The organism is Stenotrophomonas sp. NPDC077421 (assembly GCF_049545505.1).
GTDB lineage: Bacteria > Pseudomonadota > Gammaproteobacteria > Xanthomonadales > Xanthomonadaceae > Stenotrophomonas > Stenotrophomonas nematodicola.
In genome coordinates this window covers 92,967-108,428 of sequence record NZ_JBMWDP010000010.1, presented here as the reverse complement: position 1 = coordinate 108,428, position 15,462 = coordinate 92,967, and the positions used below count along the sequence as shown (strand labels likewise).

The following is a 15,462-nucleotide window of genomic DNA, read 5'->3' as shown; positions in this document are numbered from 1 at the left end:
GTATGCAGGCAGGCGCGCGCCGTGGCGTGCCGTCTACCATGAGGACAGGCACCCTGGGAGGGGGCCGCGACCCCCGGGCCGGGCAGCCGGAGCGGGGGAACCACAACGCGTGCAAAGAGGGAGGGAGGCCGACGGGCGCAAGCCGGTCCGCCGCTTCGATGCTGAAGATGATCTGCCTGACCGCGGCCCTTGGGGCGGCGACGATGTCGACCGCTGCGGCGGCCGACCTGACGTTTGATGGCCGCACGGCGCGCGCGGATGTGGCTGCCGACGGCGGATTCCGCCTGTCCAGCGGGCAGACCGTGGTCGCCATTGGTGCCCAGCCGATGCGCAGCCAGACCGGCAGCGTGATGTTCGATGCGCTGTTCGCGCTGGCGCAGCAGGAGCTTGCGGCCGACCGCGTCGAGGCGATCCGCGACCCCGCCTTCAACCAGGGCAACCCGGTGCCCTGCGCCTGCTTCCAGACCGGCGAGCGCTGGCCCTACGTATGGACGCGTGATGTGAGCTTCGCCGCCGACCTGGCGCTGTCGCGGCTGGATCCGGTGCGCACCCGGCAGTCCCTGCAGTTCAAACTCTCCGCCGCCCGCGACGGGCATACCCCGGGTCTGTTCGTGGCCCAGGACACCGGCTCCGGCGGCAGTTGGCCGATCAGCAGCGACCGGGTGGTCTGGTTCCTGGCCGCGCGCGGCCTGCTCGACAGTACCCCGTTCGCCAGCCAGACCTGGGAGGCACTGCAGGCCACGCTGGCGCAGGACCGCGCGATGGTGTTCGATGCGCGCGTGGGGCTGTACCGCGGTGAAACCTCATTCCTGGACTGGCGCGAACAGACCTACCCGGACTGGACCCGCGAGGATGTCCGTTTCATCGGGGATTCCTTCGCGCTGTCCACCAACGTGCTGCACTATCAGGCGTTGCGCCTGGCCGAGAAAATGGCGCGCGAGGTGGGCGACGAACGCGCCGTGACGTACGCCGCCTGGGCCGACGCGCTGGCCCGGCAGATCGACGCGCGCTTCTGGCGCGAGGACGCCGGGATGTACATGAGCTACATCGGCGAGGCCGCGCACCCGGTGCCCTACGCCAAGTACGACCTGCTGGGGATGTCGCTGGGCGTACTGGCCGATGTGTTCCCGGCCGACCGTGCACGCCGGGCGCTGGCCAACTACCCGGTGGTGGAGGGCGGCAGCCCGGTGGTCTGGCCGCAGGAAGCGCAGCAGCCGATCTATCACAACCGCGCTGTGTGGCCGTTCGTGAGCGCCTATTCGCTGCGCGCCGCACGCCGCGTCGACGATGCCGCGCGCATCCGGCTGGAGATCGAGTCGCTGATGCGCGGCAGCGCGCTGGCCGGATCGAACATGGAAAACTACGAGATGCGCCGCCTGGCCGTGCATGTGGACGAAGGCGCGCTGAGCGGCCCGGTGGTCAACTCGCCGCGCCAGCTGTGGTCGGTGGCCGGCTACCTCTCGATGGTGCTGGAAGGCGTGTTCGGCGTGGAGGCCGACGGCACGGTGGCCCCCAAGCTGCCCGTCGCCCTGGTGCCCCAACTGTTCGGCGCGCGTAGCAGCATCGAACTCGACGACGGCACCACCCGCTACGTTCTCAAGCGTCCGCGCACACTGGACGGCGCGCTGCTGGTGGCGAAGAAAATCGTGCGCAAGGGCAACACCGTGACCGTACAGCTCGAACCGCTCGCCGACCCGCCGGCGGCAGCATCGGCAGGAGACACGCCGCGCGCGTCCGCGTTCCGCCCCGACCAGGCGGACCCCAGCGCCTTCGCCCCCGCCACGCCGGCCGCCCCCCGGCCGCAGAAGCGGGGCAAGACCTGGACGGTCGTGGTTCCTGCCCATCACCAGCTATGGCAGGACGGCATGCCGGTGGGCGGCACCACGCATACCCTCACCGACAACGGCCATCAGCACTGCCTCAGCCTCACCCGGCGCGAAGGTGCCCTGGAATCGCTGCACAGCCCGACCACCTGCGTGGGTCCGCAGCAGCGTCTGGCCGGTGCGGCCGCATGGACCTGGACCGCCCCCGCGCCGACGCGCGTGCGGGTACGGCTGCGCTACGACAACCCCAACGGCCCGATCAACACCGGCGTCACCGCGGCAGTGAAGCAGCTCGAGGTGCAGTGCGCGGGCCAGCCGGGGCAGCGCGCCACGCTGGCGATGCCGCACAGCGTTGGCGCGCAGGAGTCCACCGCCGCCGAGTTCGACCTCCCCAGGGGGCGATGCCGGTTCAGTCTGGCGCAGGGCTTCAACATGAGCGCGCTGGAGCACTTCGCCCAGTACAACGGCGGCAAGGGCGGGCGCGATGGCATGCTCAACGCGGCCACCGTCAGCGCACTGCTGATCGCGCCGATTGCGGGCGACGCGGAGGTCGTGCGATGAGCCGCACCGCCAAGCCAACGCTGTCGTTCTGGCAGATCTGGAACATGTGCTTCGGCTTCCTCGGCATCCAGTTCGGTTTCGCGCTGCAGAACGCGAACGCCAGCCGCATCTTTGAAACGCTGGGCGCACCGATGGATGCCGTGCCCGGGCTGTGGATCGCCGCGCCGCTGACCGGCCTGCTGGTGCAGCCGATCATCGGCTACCTGTCCGACCGCACCTGGACGCGCTGGGGCCGCCGCCGCCCGTACTTCATGATCGGCGCGGTGTTCACCACGCTGGCGCTGCTGGTGATGCCGAACTCGCCCACCTTGTGGATCGCGGCCGGTACGCTGTGGGTGCTGGATGCCTCCATCAACATCTCGATGGAGCCGTTCCGCGCCTTCGTCGGCGACAAGCTCTCGCCGCGACAGCGCCCCACCGGCTATGCGATGCAGAGCTTCTTCATCGGCGTCGGTGCCATCATCGCCAGCTTCCTGCCGTTCATCCTGGCCCACTTCGGCGTGGCCAACACCGCCGCTGCCGGCGAGGTGCCGCCGACCGTGCGCTACGCGTTCTACTTCGGCGCCGCGGTGCTGCTGGCGTCCATCGCGTGGACGGTGTTCAGCACCCGCGAGTATTCGCCGCAGGAACTGGCCGGCTTCGACGACGCCGAACCGCCTGCCGCGCAGCAGAGCGCGCCGTTGACCGGTCCGCCGGCGTGGAGCCGGATCGGCGCGTGGATCGCACTCGGCGTCGCGCTGGCGATGGCCATCGCGTGGCGTGACGGCGACAAGATGCTCTACGTGCTGGCCGGGTTGTGCGCGGCCTACGGCCTGCTGCTGGGCGTGGCGCGGGTGGTTCCCGGACGGCACATGCTGGCTGTCATCGTCGACGACCTGCGCGCCATGCCGCGCACCATGCGGCGGCTGGCGTGGGTGCAGTTCTTCTCCTGGTTCGCGCTGTTCGCGATGTGGATCTACACCACCGCCGCCGTGGCCGGTACCCACTTCGGCTCCAGCGATCCGGCCACGGCCGCCTACAACGAAGGCGCCAACTGGGTGGGCGTGCTGTTCGGCGCCTACAACGGCTTTGCGGCACTGGCCGCCCTGTTGATTCCGGTGATGGTCCGCTGGATGGGCCTGCGCTGGAGCCACCTGGTCAACCTGTGGCTGGGCGGGCTGGGGCTCATTTCGCTGATGCTGATCGATGATCCGCGCTGGCTGCTGCTGTCGATGGTCGGCGTCGGCTTTGCCTGGGCGTCGATCCTGTCGCTGCCCTATGCATTGCTGTCCGACAGCGTACCGGCCGCCAAGATGGGCATCTACATGGGCCTGTTCAATTTCTTCATCGTCATTCCCCAGCTGGTCGCGGCTGCCGCGCTCGGCTTCACCCTGCGCGTGTGGCTCGGCGGCGAGCCGATGCACGTGCTGGTGCTGGGCGGGGTGAGTCTGTTCATTGCCGGGCTGTGCGTACTGCGGGTGCCGGCCCACCAGGAGGTTGTCTGATGCGTGCGTATTCCCCCTTGTCGCTGGGCCTGACGCTGGCGCTGCTGAGCAACGCCGCGTGGGCGGGCAGCCGCCCGGAGTACGTGGGCACGCTGGAGCCCTTCGCCGGCGACGCGGTGTATTTCGTGGTCACCGACCGGTTCGTCAACGGCGACCCGTCCAATGACCACCGCGACCAGGGGGGCAAGCATCGCACCTTCGACATTCCCGTGCCGTGCGCGGACAAGGTGGACGGCAACATCGGCTACCTGGGCGGTGATTTCAAGGGCGTGCTCGACAACGCGGCGTACATCCGCAACCTCGGCTTCGGCGCGGTGTGGATCACCCCCATCGTCGACAACCCGGACGAGGCCTTCACCGGCAGCAAGCCGATCAGCTGCACCAGCACGCTCACCGACCGCGGCAAGACCGGCTACCACGGGTACTGGGGTGTCAACTTCTACAGAGTCGATGAGCACCTGCCCAGCAAGGACCTGGACTTCGCCGGGCTCACCCGCGGCCTGCACGACGCCGACCTGAAGGTGGTGCTGGACATCGTCGCCAACCACGGCTCCCCGGCCTGGACGATGCCGGTGAAGCAGCCGCAGTTCGGCCAGATCTTCGACAAGGACGGCACCCTCATCGCCGACCACCAGAACCTGTTGCCGCCGCAGCTCGATCCGGCGCACGTCCCGCTGCACAGGTTCTACAACACCGTTGGCCCCGTCGACGGCAAGGACGGCTCGATCTTCGACGGCAACCTGGCCGAGCTGGGTGACTTCAACCAGCACAATCCGGCCGTGATGGACTATCTGGTGGGTGCCTACCTGCAGTGGGCCGCGCAGGGCGTGGACGCGCTGCGCATCGACACCATCGGCTGGCTGCCGCACCCCTGGTGGCATGCGTTCGTCAACCGCATCCGCGCCGAGCACCCGGGCATGTTCATGTTCGGCGAGGCCTTCGACTACGACGCCGGCAGGATTGCCGAGCACACCTGGCCTGCCAACGCCAATGTCAGCGTGCTGGACTTCCCGCTGCGCGGGGCGATGTCGTCGGTATTCGGCAAGGAGCAGAAGGGCTTCCAGGCGCTGGCCGAACCGCTGCACCTGCTCGGCGGCCCGTACGCGAACCCGTATGCGCTGATGAGCTTCTACGACAACCACGACATGGCGCGGCTGGATGCCACCGACAACGGCTTCATCGACGCGCACAACTGGCTGTTCACCGCGCGCGGCATCCCGGTGCTGTACTACGGTTCGGAAACCGGCTTCATGCGCAGCCGCGCCGAACACGCCGGCAACCGTGCGTACTTCGGCCAGGCACGGGTGGACGCCGCGCCGCAGAGTCCGATTTTCGGGCCGCTGCAGCGTATCGCCCGCCTGCGCCAGACAACCCCGGCGCTGCAGCGTGGCCTGCAGGTCAACGAACGTCTGCAGGGCGACGAAGCCGTGTTCTACCGTGTGCTGCAGCACGGCGATGTTGCCCAGACGGCGCTGGTACTGCTCAACAAGGGCGATGCCGCGCGCCGCATCGAGGTGCGCCGCTACCTGCAGCCCGGCACGTGGCGCGATGCGCTGGGGCAGGGCACCATCGAGGTGGGGGCGACGTTGAAGGCCGAGGTTCCCGCGCATGGTGTACGGGTGTTCGTGCTCGATGCGCCGGTTGCCCAGAAGGCGCTGGAGGTCGAGCTGCAGCGGGCGGTCGATGACCAGCAGGCCAGAACCCGCCGGCTGGCCCGTTAAGCCGCGCGGCGCCCGCAGGTACAATGGGCGCCCCCGCACCGCCCGCCCCGCCATGACCGATCTTCCCCCGCAGACCCCGATCGAAACCCTGCTCAGATCCGCAATGGACGGTCAGCTCCCGATCGGTCTGTTCATGAAGGCCTTCGTGGCCGCCGAGGTGGTGCTGCAGACCGGCAGCCTGGTCACCCCGGACGGCAGCGGCTTCGATCCCCTGCTGTTCGACAAGCAGGGCGTCCTGCACGTGGCGGTGTTCACCGATCCGTCGCGCGTGGGGGTCCACAACCAGCAGGCGCCGCACACGATCCGCATGCTGATGATCGAGGTCCTGCGCCGCGTGCCCGGTGGCTACGGCGTGGTCGTCAACCCGGGCACCGCGCTGGGCTTCGAACTGTCGCCGCAGGGCATCGGCGAAATCCTGAAGGATTTCGGCTGACGCACAGGGAACGCCGACCGTGGGTCGGCCGTCCCCGTTCCGTTCGTGCTGTACGTGGTTGCCGGGCAGAGCCCGGCGCTACGGGGTGACGTTGCGACGGTTGTCGTTGCTGACGCGGTCGATCAGCTTGTTGTACGGGTCGAAGCCGGCTTCGTCGGGTTTCTGGTCCACGGTGACGGTCAGGGTCGGCGTAGCGTCGGTGATGTGGTGCCGCTGCAGGTACAGTACCTTCTGGTCGCGTTCCTTGCCCGACGGGGCGTTGGCGAACACACCGACCTCGATCCAGTCGTCCATGTTCCCGGCCGTCTCCTTGCCCCTGCCGTCGGCGTACCGCTTCTCGGCGTGCAGCGCCAGGGTGACGTCGTAGCGTCCATCCGGACGCTTGCGCGCGGTGGCCGACAGCAACCGGTTGTCGTAGAAGCTGATCTTCTCGAACAGGTCGGTGACCAGCTGCTGGCGATCGGCCGGGGTTTCGGCACGGATGTAGCCCAGCAGCTCGCGCGAGGTGGTGTACGGCGGCTGCTGGAAGCCCTTGTCCTGCAGGAAACGCTTGAGCGCACGGTTCAAGGCCTCCTCGCCGATCTCCTCGCGCAGGCGGTAGAACACCAGCGAGCCCTTCTGGTAGTGGATGTACTGCTGGTTTTCCACCCGCTCCAGCGGCAGCTCCTCGATGCGTTCACCGCCGCGGCCGGACAGGTAGCGGTCCAGCTCGGTCTTCAGGAACTGGCGCATGTGCTGGCGACCGTACTCCTTCTCCATCACCATCAATGCCGAGTACTGCGACAGCGACTCGGACAGCACCGTGGCGCCCTGCACGTTGGCGCCGATCACCTGGTGCGCCCACCATTGATGTGCGATCTCATGGGCAGTCACGTAGAACACGTAGTCCACATCGTCCGGGTCGCGCAGGTCGGCAATGAAGCCGATCGACTCGGAATAAGGGATGGTGTTGGCAAAGGACTGCGCAAAACTCTGGTAACCGGGGAACTCGATGATGCGTACCTGGCGGTGCTGGTACGGAGTGAAGTTGGCCTCGTAGTAGGCCATCGACTTCTGTACCGCCTCGATCATGCGGTCCACGTTGTAGGCATGGCGCGGGTCGTAATAGACCTCGATCGGAATGTCCCTGTAGCGGCCCCGCTTGACCTCCCAGCGTGCCGACAGGTACGCGTAGAAGTTGAGCATCGGCCGGTCCATTGCGTAGCGGAAGCAACGCCGCCCATCCACCGTGGTCTCCTCCTGCAGATAGCCGGGCGCCAGTGCGATCTGGTCCGGCGCGGTGCAGATGGTCGTGCGGAACTGCAGCCAGTCGGCGTCGTCGGTGATGTACGTGTTCGCGCGCGCGGCCTCGTCTTCCAGCTTGGGCATGCGGGTCGGTTCGCCCAGCCCGCGCTTGCGCCGTTCGTTGCGGTCGGTGAGCTGCACGCGCTCGTTGTAGCCGAACTGAGGCAGCATCTGGCTGTTGAAGAAGCTGCCGTTGTCCACCACGTTGGTCGGAGCCTGCCCGGCGGTGATGCCCTTGGGGCGCTGCTCCACGCGGAACCTGAAGCGTCGTTCCTCGCCTGGCTGCAGGGGCGTGCTCAGCCGGTAGATGCGGTAGCCCAGATCCACATCGTGAAAGCCCAGGGTCTGCCCGCCCAGGTCCACCGCGACCAGCTGGCGGTCATCGCTCATGCCCACGTGCACATCGGTGATCGGTGTGGCGTGGGTGTTGCGCACCGTCCAGTCCGCGTCGATGGTGAGGGTCTGGGTTTCCGGATGCAGGTCGACCCGGTTGTCCACCGCGACGATGCGCGGCTGCGGCAGGTTGCGGTATTTGGACAGTTCGCGTTCGTAGCGTACCTGCAGGTCGCGCTCCTGGTCGGGCGACATGAACGGGTTGCGGATGTTGGTGCTCCAATACAGCCACCCACCGACCGCCACGAAGGCGAGCAGGGCCGTTGCCATCCCCGCACCGGCGGGGCCGCGCAGACGGCGGCCGGCCAGTGCCAGCCGCTGGCGCAGGCCCATGCCGACGCCACGCACCCAGAAGGCCGAGGCCAGGCACAGCAGCGCCGCCAGCAGCAGCGCCCAATAGCCCTGGAAGGCCAGTTGTCCGGCCAGGAAGTGGCCGAAGCCGTTCATGTCCGAATAGGGCGCGTTCGGCCAGGCGCCGAAGTTGTACAGGTTCTGGGTGTAGTCCAGCAGGCCCAGCGCGATCTGGCCGATCATCACTACGATCAGCAGCGCATAGCCGATGAACTTGTTGTTGGTCAGTACCTGCAGCACCAGCGCCATGCCGCCCATCAGCACGTAGAACACCGCGTCCAGCGCCAGGGTCTGCAGGTACAGCAGCGGTTCCAGCCGCGTATAGCCCTGCGCCAGCTGGATCAGCATCGACACCACCGCGCCGATGGCCTGGAAGCAGGCGATCACAGCCACCAGCACGGTGAACTTGGCCAGCAGCGGTACCCAGTTGGGCACCGGCATGGCGTCGTTGACCTCGTTGAGGCGCGCGCCGCGCTCCTTCCACACCAGTTCCCCGGCGTAGAACAGCACGATGATCACCAGCAGCCAGCTGTAGGCGCCCTGCAGTGACCCGAGCATCTCGGCGGTGACCGGGTAGATCGGCGTGCCATACAGCGACTGCTGGGACATCGCGTTGGGGATGAAGTTGGCCATGCCCAGCACCAGCAGCACCAGGAACGGCACGCTGCGCAGCACCCCGGCGGTATCGAAACGGACCTGGCGCAGAAACTGGCGCCAGCCGGTGGCCGCGCCGAAGGTCGGGTGGATGCGCGGCACCACCACATCGGCCGGGCGCACGCCCGACGCAACCGGCGGCGCCACCTTGCGGCCCCAGCGACGGCGGCCGCTGCCGCTGCGCTCGGTGCGGAACAGGGCGAAGGTCGCGGCGAACATCGCCAGTGCGGCCGCCAGCCACACGGCGCGGTTGGCCAGCAGATAGCCCGCCAGTTCAGGCAGCTGGGTGTTGCGTTGTTCCGCGGCCCAGTAGCGGATCGTCCGCGACAGCGCACGCATGCCCAGCGGCTCGGACAGGGTGGCGACCCAGGTGTTGTCGATGTCGCGCAGCAGCGAGGCGCTCACCCCATACAGCACGAAGTAGCCGATCAGGCCGATGTAGACCCACAGGATCGAGCGGGTCAGTGCAGCCAGCAGCGACAGCAGCGCCGTGGTGAAGATCAGGTTGGGAATGACGACGACGGCGAAGGTCCACGCATACGCGCGCAGCGAGACTGCGCCCATCCGCTCCGGGTCCACCCAGGGCATGAAGGGGGCCAGGAACATGCCCAGCGCGATGACCAGGTAGAACAGCAGTCCGGCGAACAGCGCCGCCAGGATGCGGCCGGTGAGGTAGTCGCGGCGCTTGATCGGGCTGGCGAAGATCAGTTCGGCGGTGCCCAGGTCGAAATCGCGCAGCAGCGCGTTGCTCACGAACAGGGTGGACACCAGCATTCCCAGCATGGTGAACCCGCCCATGAAGGTGGCGATCACCGTCGGGGCGTTGCTGTGGACATTGCCGATGCCCCCGCCGATCTGCACCGCATCGGAGGACGCCGCGGCAAAGGCCAGCGCCGCGAACAGCGCCGAGAGCAGCCACAGCAGGGGGGAACGGAGCTGCTCGCGCAGCTCGAAGCGGAAGAAGGCTGTGATCATGGGCGCGCTCCGGTCAGGCGGCCCGCGACTGCAGGCGCAGTCGCTGGAAATACACATCCTCGAGATCGGGCGCGACCGCCTGGAATCCATCGCCCGGATCGCTGGCACTGTGCACATGGATCACCGGCCGGCCCCCGACCAGGCGCGTGGACAGCACCACATGGTTGGCCTCGTAACCGGCCAGCGCGGACGGATCGACCTGCTTGCGCCACACCTGGTGCTGCAGGGCATCGATCGCATCGCTGGGTTTGCCGGTCAGCAGCACCTGGCCCTTGTTCATGATCGCCATCGTCGGGCACAGGTCGGTCACGTCCTCCACGATGTGGGTGGACAGGATCACCGCTACGTTCTCGCCGATGGCCGCCAGCAGGTTGAGGAAGCGGTTGCGCTCTTCCGGGTCCAGGCCGGCGGTGGGCTCATCGACGATCACCAGGCGCGGGTCGCCGAGCAGCGCCTGGGCGATACCGAAGCGCTGGCGCATGCCGCCGGAGTAGGTGCCCAGCTTGCGCTTGCGCGCGTCCCACAGGTTCACCTGCTGCAGCAGACCGTCCACCACCTCGCGGCGCTGGCCCTTGTGGGTGATGCCCTTGAGCACGGCGAAGTGCTCCAGCAGATCCAGCGCGCTGACCTTGGGGTATACGCCGAAATCCTGCGGCAGATAGCCCAGCCGGCGACGCACGGCATCCTTGTCGCGCAGCACGTCGATGGGGGCCTCGCCGGGGATTTCCAGCGTTACGCTGCCGCTGTCGGCTTCCTGCAGGGTGGACAGGGTCCGCATCAGCGAGGACTTGCCGGCGCCGTTGGGGCCGAGCAGCCCGAACATGCCACGGGGAATATCCAGGGTGACCGCGTCGAGCGCGTGCACGCCATTGGCGTAGGTCTTGGACAGCGAGCGGATCTGCAGCATGGGGGCGGACACCTTTCCCTGTGTTGAAGATCGACTTATCCGGGGAAACGGGCGGCGCTGCATCCGCCGTAAGTCATGGCCGCCGCCGGGCCCGCCTCAGCCGCGCCGCGAGGATTCCCGCAGCACCTGCTTCACCGCGATGGTCTGGCCGTCCACCGCCTCGCCGTTGATCAGCGCCAGCAGCTTCTCCACCAGCAGCTGGCCGGCCTGCTTGGTGTCCTGCTGCACGGTGGTGAGCGTGGGCGAGACCGATGCGGCCAGCGGAATATCGTCGAACCCGGCCAGCGCCACGTCCTGCGGCACGCGCAGGCCGTGCTCGCGCAGGGCGCGCATCGCTCCGATGGCGATCAGGTCGCTGGCGGCGAAGATCCCGTCCAGCGCTTCGCCGCGCGCCAGCAGTGCCTGGCACGCATCGAAGCCGTCCTGCTCGGTGGTGATCGCGTCATGCTGCAGCGCCGGCTCGGCAGCCACCCCGCGCGCGGCCATCGCCGCCACGTGGCCGCGATAACGTTCCTCGAACTCCGGGTAGTGGCTGGAGGCATGGCCGATGAAGGCGATGCGCCGGCAGCCCTGGTCGAGCAGGTGGGCGGTGATGTCGAAGCCGCCCTGGAAGTTGTCGCTGCCGATCGACAGCCCGGGCTGGTCGGGCAGGGCGGCACCCCAGCGCACGAAGTGGGTGCCTTGCTCGACCAGCCGCTGCAGGCGCTCGCGCGACTCGTGGTAGTCGCCGTAGCCGAGCAGGATGATGCCGTCGGCCTTGTTGCTGTCTTCGTAATCGGCCTGCCAGTCGGTGGACAGCTGCTGGAACGACACCAGCAGGTCGTAGCCACGCAGCGCGCAGGCGCGGGTGATCGAGCCGAGCATGGCGTGGAAGAACGGGTTGATCAGCGAGTCGTCGTTGGTGGGGTCCTCGAAGAACAGCAGCGCCAGCGTGCCGGCATTGCGCAGGCGCAGGCTGGAGGCGTTCTTGTCGACCTTGTAGTTCAGCTCCCGGGCGATGCGCAGGATACGCTCGCGGGTTTCCGGGTTGACCATCGGGCTGCCGCGCAGGGCGCGCGACACGGTCGGCTGCGACACCCCGGCCAGGTGGGCGATGTCCAGGGAAGTGGCTTTGCCTCGGATGGTCATTGCGGGGTACGGCGGGAACGACGACCTGCATGATGCCATGTGCGACCGGTCCTGGCCTGCCCCGGCCGCCCGCCAGCCCTGGCCGGACAGGCCGGCAGGGCAGGGGCCGGCGGCGCCAGCCTGAACCGCCGTGGCCCTTGCCGCACAGGCCATTGGGAGGTTTCTGGCCGCTTCCCACCGGAATTCCCACAGGGTCGGGCGTGGTGGCAATGGTAAGATGGGGCATTCTGTCACCCCCCAAATTTCCCTTGGGCGGTCCCGCGCATCCGCACCCCGTCCGGGCTGTGGTATGACTGCGGTCTGCCCTCGGACAACGGAAGAGCAACCCTATGGCGCGCGGCATCAACAAAGTCATCCTGGTCGGCAACCTCGGCAACGACCCGGACGTGAAGTACACCCAAGGCGGCATGGCGATCACCCGCATCAGCCTGGCGACCACCAGCGTCCGCAAGGACAAGGACGGCAACCAGCAGGAGCGTACCGAATGGCATCGCGTGGTGTTCTTCGGAAAGCTCGGCGAAATCGCCGGTGAATACCTGCGCAAGGGCAGCTCGGTCTACGTCGAAGGCAGCCTGCGTTACGACAAGTACACCGGCCAGGACGGCGTGGAGAAGTACTCCACCGACATCATCGCCGATGAAATGCAGATGCTGGGCGGCCGTGGTGAAGGCGGCGGTGGCGGTGGCGGCGGTGGCAACTACGCCGGCGGCGAGCGTCCGCAGCGCCAGCAGGCCCCGCGCCAGGAGTACGGCGGTGGTGGTGGTGGCGGCGGTCAGCGCGGCGGTGGCGGTGGTTACGGCCAGCAGCAGCGTCCGCAGCAGCAGCCGCAGCAGTCGGCACCGCCGATGGACGACTTCGCGGATGACGATATTCCGTTCTGAGTCTTCATTGACTTGGCGCATGAATCAAACCCCGGTGGCCTGGTGCCATCCGGGGTTTTTTCATGTTGACGTGGATGAGGCCAGCGTCCGGAACTTGCCTCCGCGCGCGCGGCGTTCGTGTTCGATGCGTTTCGCGATACCAGAAAGTCGGTTCCAGAAAGCCAGGACGCTGGGAAGCAGGACTGCTGTGCAGTCCAGCACACCGTGACCGCGCTCACCCCAGGTCCTCGTCCTCGAACGCCTTCACCGGCACCACCGCATGGATATCGGTTCCCACGGCGGCAAGCAGCTCCTGGCGGTGCACCGGGTCCCACAGATCGAACACCTGCACCTCCCAGTTGACCCCCGGCAAGGTGGGCGCGTGCGTGACGATCATGCCGTCTTCGGCGTACATCGCATGGTCGTCGGTCACCACCGCGCGGGCGCGCAGCGTACCCAGCACTTCGAACACGGTGTCGTTGCAGGCACCGTAGACGAAGCCCTCGGCCACGCAGTCGCCGCCAACGATGAACCAGGCTTCCGAGCCCACGTGTCGACAGTGCAGGTCACCGAGCACCGCCACATTGCCGGTGTCGCGCAGGACGCCGTTGACGGTGAGGTTGCCGGTGACCAGCAGCAGCGAGGGCGGCTGCAGGTCGCCGTCGACGATCAGGTTGCCGTGGTGGACGATGGCGTCGGTGCCGCCCTGGTGCAGGGTGCCGATGGCTGCCGCCTGCAGGCGCAGGTCGCGGGGCGGCAGATGCGCGCGCAGGATGTGGCCGAACGCATACAGCGTGCTGGTGAAACTGTCCTGCAGGAACGCGATGAGCGCGTCGATGTCGGCTGCATCACGTCCGGCCTTGGCCAGACTGCCCAGCTGCGGGTCCGGGCAGCAGGGAAACTCCGGGACGCCGGTGGCGTCCCATCCCGCGGTGGGTATCGCGCGGAGGTCGATCTGCATGGAGGGTCCTGGGGGGGCGGCAGTGCGTTGCTGCGCGGGGTGTCGATGATAGCGTGGCGCCCTTGCGGTTCCGCTGTACGGGGTTACATCGGTGATCCCACCGGCACGTCGCGGCGTGCATCCTGCGCGGCCTTGACCGTGCGCCACCACGGGCTGAACGACTGCGGCGCATCCAGATCCATGCGTTCGCCCATGCCCGGGGTGGCCAGCGGAATCGCCCGCTCGGCGGCCAGCGTGCTGACCCGCTCGAACGGCTCGTCCCATTGGTGCAGCGCCAGGTCGAAGGTGCCGTTGTGGATCGGCAGCAGCCAACGCCCGCGCAGGTCCTGGTGGGCCTGCACGGTCTGCTCGGGCTGCATGTGCACGAACGGCCACTTGGCATCGTAGGCACCGGTTTCGATGAAGGTGACATCGAAGGGACCGTAGCGTTCGCCGATGCGCTTGAAGCCGTCGAAATAGCCGGTGTCACCACTGAAGAACACGCGCAGGTCTGCGTCCAGAATCACCCAGGACGCCCACAGCGTTCGGTTGGCATCGCGGAGGCCGCGCCCGGAGAAGTGCTGCGCCGGGGTGGCGACAAAACGCACGCCGTCGATATCGATCTGCTCCCACCAGTCGAGCTGGTGCACGCGCTCGCGCGGAACGCCCCAGGCGATCAGGCGGTCGCCGACGCCAAGCGGGGTCAGGAACACGTCCGCGCGGGTGGCCAGATGCTTGATCGTGGCGCGGTCGAGGTGGTCGTAGTGATCGTGCGAGAGCACCACGCCCCGGATCGGTGGCAGGTCCTTCAACGCGATCGGCGGCGCATGGAAGCGCTTGGGTCCCATCCACTGCACCGGCGAGGCGCGCCTTGAGAACACCGGGTCGGTCAGCCACCAGCCACCGCGCAGCTTGATCAGCAGCGTCGAATGACCGAGCCGGTACAGGCTGTGGTCGGGGGCCGTGGCCAGTTCCCGCGCGCTTACCGCACGCACCGGAGGCGCCTGCGGCGGCGTGGTGCCGGCCGGGCGGTCGAACAGGAATTCCCACAGCAGCTTGAGCGTGCCGCCCAGGGTTTCCTTTGGCTTCGGGGCGGGATTGGTGAACTGGCCGGCGGTCATCTGCGGCGAGCGGTCATGGGCGGCGATAGGCACGTGCAGGGTCCAGATGAGGAGGGAGGTGGTGGCAAGCACAACGGCGAGGACGGGCAGGAATCGCATGCGGGTCTCGATATATGAGTGTGTAGGCACTCATTTAAATGGTGAAAAAACAGGTCAGCGCTGGATGCCTTTCCAGAACAGGTCAAACGCGGCCTGCTGCAGGGCCTGGCGCTGGTCGGGCTGGGCGGCCATCGCTTCCAGCGTGGTTTCCAGCAGGCTGACCAGCACCCGGCCGAGGTAGAACGGCAGCCGGTCGGCGTCGATGTGCCGGGCCAGATTGGTTTCCAGCGACTGCAGCATGCCGCCGAACAGGCCTTCGCAGTGGGCCCGCGTCGGCGCGCTGATGCGCTCGGAGACCTTGAGCTGGCGTAGCGCCATGCGGTCCACCGGGTGCGCCGCGCCCCACGCAACCAGCGCGTTCCAGACATGCTGCAACTGGTCGTGGGCGTCGGCATCGGCAGGGAAGTCGTCACCGATGGCGGCTGCCAGGCGCATCTCCAGGCGCACGAACAGCGCGTTGAGCAGCGCATCCTTGGTCTCGAAATAGGTGAACACCGTGCCTTCGGCGACCTTGGCCGCGCGCGCGATCTGCGCGGTCGACGCGCCCACGCCCTGCGCCGCCACCAGCGCACCGGCGGCAGCCAGGATGGCGTCTCGTTTCGCTTCGCTGAGGGGACGGGCCATGAGGATCATTAAGTGAGTGAGTGCTCATTTAACGGTGTTTTGCCGCCCCGAGCAAGCACACGTTACGCCGCGCTGCGGAGCCGTTCATACTGAGCGGTGACCCG

General features: G+C 67.8%; 11 protein-coding genes. 5 read left to right on the top strand and 6 right to left on the bottom strand.

Annotation, left to right across the window (positions count from 1 at the left end):
- Positions 1 to 158 precede the first annotated feature (158 nt).
- Genes ACPEH1_RS07775 through ACPEH1_RS07760 form a run of 4 tightly spaced genes read left to right on the top strand, consistent with a single transcriptional unit; the run spans position 159 to position 6,022 of the window.
- Positions 159 to 2,384 carry a Six-hairpin glycosidase-like protein gene (locus ACPEH1_RS07775; RefSeq protein ID WP_423715576.1) on the top strand — a complete coding sequence of 742 codons (2,226 nt, stop codon included), beginning with the start codon at positions 159 to 161 and terminating at the stop codon, positions 2,382 to 2,384.
- Positions 2,381 to 3,868 (top strand): MFS transporter, encoded by a 1,488-nt coding sequence (locus tag ACPEH1_RS07770; RefSeq protein ID WP_136006111.1) that lies wholly within the window; start codon positions 2,381 to 2,383, stop codon positions 3,866 to 3,868. Before ACPEH1_RS07775 ends, ACPEH1_RS07770 begins: the two co-directional genes overlap by 4 nt.
- Complete coding sequence (locus ACPEH1_RS07765; protein ID WP_423715574.1) at positions 3,868 to 5,589, top strand: alpha-amylase family glycosyl hydrolase; 1,722 nt, start codon at positions 3,868 to 3,870, stop codon at positions 5,587 to 5,589. The genes ACPEH1_RS07770 and ACPEH1_RS07765 overlap by 1 nt, the downstream gene beginning before the upstream one ends.
- A 52-nt stretch (positions 5,590 to 5,641) precedes the next feature.
- A complete protein-coding gene (locus ACPEH1_RS07760) occupies positions 5,642 to 6,022 on the top strand; it encodes an SseB family protein (protein WP_166472717.1) in 381 nt (126 codons plus the stop codon).
- Between the two features lie 78 nt (positions 6,023 to 6,100).
- Here ACPEH1_RS07760 and ACPEH1_RS07755 read toward each other — a convergent pair whose 3' ends face one another.
- The 3 genes from ACPEH1_RS07755 to ACPEH1_RS07745 form a co-directional block, all read right to left on the bottom strand.
- Positions 6,101 to 9,679: an ABC transporter permease/M1 family aminopeptidase gene (locus tag ACPEH1_RS07755; protein WP_312710576.1), complete on the bottom strand. Its 3,579-nt coding sequence runs from the start codon at positions 9,677 to 9,679 to the stop codon at positions 6,101 to 6,103.
- A gap of 13 nt (positions 9,680 to 9,692) precedes the next feature.
- A complete protein-coding gene (locus ACPEH1_RS07750; RefSeq protein WP_136006117.1) occupies positions 9,693 to 10,586 on the bottom strand; it encodes an ABC transporter ATP-binding protein in 894 nt (297 codons plus the stop codon).
- Positions 10,587 to 10,682: 96 nt separating this feature from the next.
- Positions 10,683 to 11,714, bottom strand: coding sequence for a LacI family DNA-binding transcriptional regulator (locus tag ACPEH1_RS07745; RefSeq protein ID WP_136006119.1), 1,032 nt, complete (start codon positions 11,712 to 11,714; stop codon positions 10,683 to 10,685).
- A 329-nt stretch (positions 11,715 to 12,043) separates the two neighbouring features.
- Here ACPEH1_RS07745 and ACPEH1_RS07740 point away from each other — a divergent pair, with 329 nt between their 5' ends.
- Positions 12,044 to 12,595, top strand: a complete 552-nt coding sequence (locus ACPEH1_RS07740; protein WP_136006121.1) for a single-stranded DNA-binding protein — start codon at positions 12,044 to 12,046, stop codon at positions 12,593 to 12,595.
- Between the two features lie 214 nt (positions 12,596 to 12,809).
- Here the strand turns inward: ACPEH1_RS07740 and ACPEH1_RS07735 are convergent, their stop codons facing one another.
- From ACPEH1_RS07735 to ACPEH1_RS07725, 3 genes are all read right to left on the bottom strand, one after another.
- Positions 12,810 to 13,535: a hypothetical protein gene (locus tag ACPEH1_RS07735; protein WP_287256207.1), complete on the bottom strand. Its 726-nt coding sequence runs from the start codon at positions 13,533 to 13,535 to the stop codon at positions 12,810 to 12,812.
- A gap of 83 nt (positions 13,536 to 13,618) precedes the next feature.
- Positions 13,619 to 14,734 carry an MBL fold metallo-hydrolase gene (locus ACPEH1_RS07730; RefSeq protein ID WP_017355755.1) on the bottom strand — a complete coding sequence of 372 codons (1,116 nt, stop codon included), beginning with the start codon at positions 14,732 to 14,734 and terminating at the stop codon, positions 13,619 to 13,621.
- A 54-nt stretch (positions 14,735 to 14,788) separates the two neighbouring features.
- Complete coding sequence (locus ACPEH1_RS07725; protein WP_153164508.1) at positions 14,789 to 15,358, bottom strand: TetR/AcrR family transcriptional regulator; 570 nt, start codon at positions 15,356 to 15,358, stop codon at positions 14,789 to 14,791.
- Positions 15,359 to 15,462: the final 104 nt, after the last annotated feature.

Coding starts and splice junctions, on each gene's coding strand:
- ACPEH1_RS07775 (WP_423715576.1), top strand. CDS start 159: ATGCTGAAGATGATCTGCCTGACCGCGGCCCTTGGGGCGGCGACGATG.
- ACPEH1_RS07770 (WP_136006111.1), top strand. CDS start 2,381: ATGAGCCGCACCGCCAAGCCAACGCTGTCGTTCTGGCAGATCTGGAAC.
- ACPEH1_RS07765 (WP_423715574.1), top strand. CDS start 3,868: ATGCGTGCGTATTCCCCCTTGTCGCTGGGCCTGACGCTGGCGCTGCTG.
- ACPEH1_RS07760 (WP_166472717.1), top strand. CDS start 5,642: ATGACCGATCTTCCCCCGCAGACCCCGATCGAAACCCTGCTCAGATCC.
- ACPEH1_RS07755 (WP_312710576.1), bottom strand. CDS start 9,679: ATGATCACAGCCTTCTTCCGCTTCGAGCTGCGCGAGCAGCTCCGTTCC.
- ACPEH1_RS07750 (WP_136006117.1), bottom strand. CDS start 10,586: ATGCTGCAGATCCGCTCGCTGTCCAAGACCTACGCCAATGGCGTGCAC.
- ACPEH1_RS07745 (WP_136006119.1), bottom strand. CDS start 11,714: ATGACCATCCGAGGCAAAGCCACTTCCCTGGACATCGCCCACCTGGCC.
- ACPEH1_RS07740 (WP_136006121.1), top strand. CDS start 12,044: ATGGCGCGCGGCATCAACAAAGTCATCCTGGTCGGCAACCTCGGCAAC.
- ACPEH1_RS07735 (WP_287256207.1), bottom strand. CDS start 13,535: ATGCAGATCGACCTCCGCGCGATACCCACCGCGGGATGGGACGCCACC.
- ACPEH1_RS07730 (WP_017355755.1), bottom strand. CDS start 14,734: ATGCGATTCCTGCCCGTCCTCGCCGTTGTGCTTGCCACCACCTCCCTC.
- ACPEH1_RS07725 (WP_153164508.1), bottom strand. CDS start 15,358: ATGGCCCGTCCCCTCAGCGAAGCGAAACGAGACGCCATCCTGGCTGCC.